General features: G+C 64.1%; 2 protein-coding genes. One reads left to right on the plus strand and one right to left on the minus strand.

Features of this window, described 5'->3' with window-relative positions; genetic code table 11:
- Nucleotides 1–158: 158 nt before the first annotated feature.
- Nucleotides 159–3,728, plus strand: a complete 3,570-nt coding sequence (locus GXP39_08785; protein ID NOZ28130.1) for an AAA family ATPase — start codon at nucleotides 159–161, stop codon at nucleotides 3,726–3,728.
- Nucleotides 3,729–3,838: 110 nt separating this feature from the next.
- Here the strand turns inward: GXP39_08785 and GXP39_08790 are convergent, their stop codons facing one another.
- The gene (locus GXP39_08790) at nucleotides 3,839–5,335 is read right to left on the minus strand and encodes an amidase (GenBank protein NOZ28131.1); all 1,497 of its coding nucleotides are present in this window, start codon (nucleotides 5,333–5,335) and stop codon (nucleotides 3,839–3,841) included.
- Between the last annotated feature and the right edge of the window lie 250 nt (nucleotides 5,336–5,585).

The following is a 5,585-nucleotide window of genomic DNA, read 5'->3' on the forward strand; positions in this document are numbered from 1 at the left end:
TACAATCGCGGTATAATTTCGATAAAGCCTGCATGACTCTCGATCAGCACAACATATCGCTGGTGAACATCCGGCTTCCAAACCTCAACAAGAGCGTCACTCCGGTTGCCCATCGGACGTTCCAAGCACCCAGGATCCACACCCGATCGCGATAGACAATGAGTCGCCTCTCGATCTCCCTGCTGGGCGCCTTCCAGGCCCGCCTGGGAACAGAACCGATCACCCAATTTGAATCGAATAAGGCCCGTGCGCTCCTGGCCTACCTGGCCGTGGAATCGGACCAGCCCCATCGCCGAGAGACGCTGGCGGGCCTGCTGTGGCCCCACCAACCCGAACGAACCGCCCGGCACAACCTGAGCCAGGCGCTCCTTAGCCTGCGCCGCGCCATCGGAGACTACGACGCGACTCCTTCCTTCCTGATCATCACGCGCGAGACGATCCAATTCAACAAGGCCAGCGACCACTGGCTGGATGTGGCGGAGTTCATCGCCCTGCTGGATACTTGCGAGCAACATTCCCACCAACAGGAGGAGGATTGCCCTCCCTGCCTTGCCCGATTACAACAGGCCATGGCGTTATACCAGGGCAACTTCCTGGAGGAGTTCTCGTTAGAGGATGCCGCCCCCTTCGAGGAATGGTGTGTGCTACAACGGGAGCGGCTCTACCTCCTGGCCACGACCACTCTGCAACGCCTGGTCCGATGCCATGCCAGGCGCGGCGAGCACGAGAAGGCGCTTCAATACGCCCGACAATGGGTAGGCCTGGATCCATGGCAGGAAGAGGCCCATCGGCAACTGATGCATCTACTGGCCCTCAGCGGGCGACGGATCGAGGCCTTGGCGCAATATCAGGCTTACCAACGCATCCTGGTCGATGAGATGGGTATCAAGCCGACGGCGGAGATGACCAGGCTGTATGAGCGGATTCGGGACGGGGACATTGGCCAGATCCAGCAAAGGGAGGACATCCCCCGTGCGGCGGACCGGACCTCAACCCGGCTCACGATCGGTCCTTCCCCCTTGAGGATGGAGGAATCCCCATCCCATTTCGTCGCTCGAAGCCGGGAGATGGAGTGGCTGTCGGTGCAGCTCGACCTGGCGCTGAGCGGAAGAGGGCGGGTCGTCTTCGTCACCGGCGGCGCCGGCTGGGGAAAGACGACGCTGATCCGGGAGTTCGCCCATCGCGCCCAGGAGATCCACCCGGACCTCATCGTCGCCGGTGGAAACTGCAACGCTTACACGGGGATCGGAGATCCCTACCTCCCCTTCCGAGAGATCCTGGACCTGCTCTCCGGGGATGTCGAAGCCCAGTGGAGGGCGGGAACGATCACCCACGAACATGCTCACCGTCTGTGGAAAACCCTCCCCCTCGTGGTGCACGCGCTGGTGGAGGACGGACCGGACCTGATCGACACCTTCGTACCCGGCGCCGCGCTGGCAGCCCGCGCGGCCACCCACGCATCCGATGGTGGAGCCTGGCTGGATCGGCTACAGGCGCTTGTGGAACGGAAGGCGACCACCCCCAATCCAGAGCATCCCCAGCAGAGCGATCTCTTCCGACAGTACACCCGGGTGCTCCAGACCCTGGCACATCAGGCGCCGCTTCTGCTGCTGCTAGACGACCTGCAGTGGGCCGACCTCGGCACCATCAGCCTGCTGTTCCACCTGGGCCGACGGTTGGCGGGCAGCCGCATCCTGATCCTGGGCGCCTACCGATCGGAGGAGGTCACCAGCGGCCGAGGCGAGAAACCGCATCCCCTGCAACCCGTCGTCGACGAGTTTGTGCGTCACTTCGGGGACATCGTGATGGAGTTGGGTAGAACGGAGGATCGAGCGTTCGTGGACGCCTTCCTGGACAGCGAGCCCAACCGATTGGGCGCTGCGTTCCGGGATACGCTCTACCGGCAAACCGGAGGCCACCCCCTGTTCACCGTCGAGCTCTTGCGCGGCATGCAGGAGCGGGGGGACCTGGTCCGAGACGAGGCCGGCCGCTGGATGGAAGGGCCGACGCTGGACTGGGAGACCCTGCCGGCGCGAGTGGAGGCGACGATCGCCGAACGTATCAGCCGGCTACCCGAGGAGTTGCAGGCGATCCTGACCGTCGCCAGCGTGGAGGGCGAGGAGTTCACGGCCGAGGTGGTGGCTCGTGTTCGGGCGACCGATGAATGGGACATGGTGCAGCGCTTGAGCAACGAGCTGGAAAAGCGGCACCGCCTGGTGAGAGCCCAGGGCATCCAGCGGGTGGGAGATCGGCGCCTATCTCGCTACCGGTTCCGACACCATCTGTTCCAGAGGTATCTGTACAATCGTCTGGACGAGGTAGAGCGGGTGACCCTCCACGAGGAGGTGGGCTACACTCTGGAGGAGCTGTACGGAGATCAGGCGGGAGAGATCTGCGTCTCGTTGGCCCGGCACTTTGAGGAGGCGCGGATCGCGGACAAAGCAGTCGAGTACCTACGCCAGGCCGGAGAAAGGGCGGTACGACTCTCGGCTCACGAAGAGGCTATCGCACATTTCACCAAGGCGTTGAGCCTGCTCGAGACGCTGCCAGAGGGTCCGGAGCACACCCGTCAAGAGCTTGCCCTGCAGGTTCTCCTGGGCAACGCGCTGCTCGCCACCAAGGGCTACACGGCTCCGGAAGTCGGAGAATGTTACGCCCGGGCGCGAGTGCTATGTCGTCAGGCGGGCGAGACTCCCCAGCTCTTCCCGGTGCTGCACGGGCTACATCGGTTTTACCTGGCACGGGCGGAGCTGCAGACGTCACGCGACCTGGCGGAGCAGTGCCTGGAGCTGGCACATCGCCAAGCGGACCCCTCCCTCCTCGTGCCGGCCTATCGGATGATGGGGACCACGCTGTTCTTCCTGGGAGAGTTTGCACCGGCCCTGGAGCATTTCGAGCGAGGAATAGCGCTTTATGACGCCGAACGGCACCGCCCTTATGCCTTGCTTTGCGGCCAGGATGAGGGGGTGGGTTGCCGGGGCTATTCGGCTTGGGCGCTGTGGGATCTGGGCTATCCGGACCAGGCCCTCGCCAGAAGCCGCGAGGCGCTCACTCTGGCCCAGACGTTGTCCCATCCCTACAGCCTGGCCTATGCTCTGGTCCTCGCCGCCTGGCTCCGCCATTTCCGCCGTGAAGCGCCGGAAACCAAAGAGCTGGCGGAGGCAGCCATCGACCTCTCGGCCAAACGGGGATTCGCGTTTTGGTGGACGTTTGGCACAGTGCTACGCGGCTGGGCGCTGATGGAACAAGGGCAGGTTGAAGCGGGAACCGAGTTGATATCCCAGGGACTGGATGCCACCCGATCCATGGGGATCGGCATTGGCCGCCCACACGCCCTGAGCATGTTAGCCGAAGCGCGCGCGAAAGCGGGGCAGATCGAGGAGGCGCTTGCACTGCTGGACGAGGCCCTGGCCACGGCGCACGAAAACGGAGAGGCTTGTTCCTTCGCAGATCTATATCGCCTCAAGGGAGAACACCTGTTGGCCCTCTCCGATGAGAATCAAGCCGAGGCCGAAGCCTGCTTCCGTCAAGCCATCAAGATCGCCCGCCAGCGGAGTGCGAAGCTAGTGGAACTGCGGACGGTGACGAGCTTGAGCCGGCTGTGGTGGAGCCAGGGCAAGAGCGAAAAAGCCCGACAACTGCTGGCGCAGGCCTACGGCTGGTTTACTGAAGGATTCGATATCATAGACCTAAAGGAGGCAAAGGCTCTGCTCGACGCGTTGTCGTGAGCGGAAGGATTGTGGGACATGTAGCTATAGAGGCACGGCGGCGTGTCACCCGACTTTACGTCGCATGACACGGGGCCGTGCCCCTACCCCAAACCGGGCCCCTTCGACCGTTATCCGCAGATGGGCGGCCTGCGATCGAACCAGGGCCTCGCCCGCTCCAACTGGCCCGCCAGCCGGAAGAGCGTGGCCTCATCCCCATAGCGCCCCATGAAGTGCATGCCGATAGGCAACCCCTCATCACTCCAATACAGCGGGACCGACATGGCGGGCTGGCCGGTGACGTTGGCCAACGGAGTGTACGGGACGAACGAGAACGACTGCTGAGCGGCCTTGCGGATCCCACCCAACAGATCCAACAGCCGCCCGGCGCCCAGCCTCCCCAACAGCCTCATGGCGAACATCTCCACGGGCTCCGGATGCAGCGCGCCGAGCGGCAGGGGCGGCGATGCCAGCGTCGGGGTGAGCAGCACGTCATACTCCTCGAAGAACCGGCCGATTCGGCGAGCGGCCTGTTGCAGCAGACGCAACGAGGCGGAGAACTTCGAGGCGGGGATCTGTCCCCCCATCAACGCCAGCGCCCAGGTAGCGGGCTCGAAGTCCTCAGCCCTCGCCTTGCGCCCCACCAGAGCCTCGGCCGCCTCGATGTCAGCCCGAAGGTTCCCCGCCACCAGGGTCAGGAACGCCTCGGCAAACGGCTCCTTATCCACCTCCGGCGCCGCCTCCACCATCTCGTGGCCCAGATCTCGACACAGCCGAACGGTCTCCTCCAGCCCCTTCACACAATCCTCATGCACGGCATCGCCCAGGAACGGCTTGGTAGTGAAGGCGATACGCAACCTGCCAGGGTCCTGCCCGACCTCCTCCAGGAAGGGGCGTGATGGCGGCGGGGCGTAATAAGGCGCGCCCACATCGGGCCCGGCGGTGGCATCGAGCAAGGCGGCGCTATCCCGCACGGAGAGGGTCAGCGCGTGCTCGCAGGTCAGGCCATGCCACACCTCGCCGACATCAGGCCCCAGAGGGGTGCGTCCCCGGGTCGGCTTGAAGCCGAATAGGCCACAACAGGAGGCCGGGATGCGGATGGAGCCGCCGCCATCGTTCCCGTGGGCCAGCGGCACCATGCGGGCGGCCACCGCCGCCGCAGCCCCACCGCTGGAGCCCCCCGGCGTACGGCCCGGATCCCACGGGTTTCGGGTGGGGCCGAACAGCTCCGGCTCGGTCGTCGGTAGTAGCCCCATCTCGGGCACATTGGTCTTTCCGAGGAAGACGAGGCCGGCCGCCTTGAGCCGCAGCACCAGCTCGCTATCGTGGTCGGGCACGAAATCTCGGAGGAACCGGCTGCCGCTGCGCATGGGCTCACCCGCATAGAGGGTCACGACGTCCTTCAGCAGGAACGGAACGCCCCGGAAGGGACCCTCGGGGAGCGTCCCCTCAGCGGCCTCCCGTGCCCGATCATACATCTTATGGATGACTGCGTTGAGCTGTGGGTTCAACCGCTCAATGCGGCTGATCGCCTCCTCCACCAGATCGATCGGCCTGACCTCTCCTTTGCGCACCAACTCGGCCAGGCCGAGCCCATCGTACTTATCGTAGTCGCTGAAGCCACCCATCATTCCCCCTTCTGTAGTTGCTTGTAGAGTCATACCCCCATTTGCTCATGAACAACACACCCCCATCCCCAACCGGCCTCGCCCTGCCAGATGGGTTTCCCCAGGGCAAGGCGAGGCCGGTAAAGGGCGGGGAAAAAAACGGTTTTTCCGGAGGGGCGCTAGCCCCTCCCTGAAGTTTGGCTTTTTGGAGAAGGGACTAGTCAAAAGGGAACGCCTTGGGTAAAGTAGAGAAAGTAAAGAACCAAACCCC

The organism is Chloroflexota bacterium (assembly GCA_013152435.1).
In the GTDB taxonomy this organism is placed as follows: domain Bacteria; phylum Chloroflexota; class Anaerolineae; order DUEN01; family DUEN01; genus DUEN01.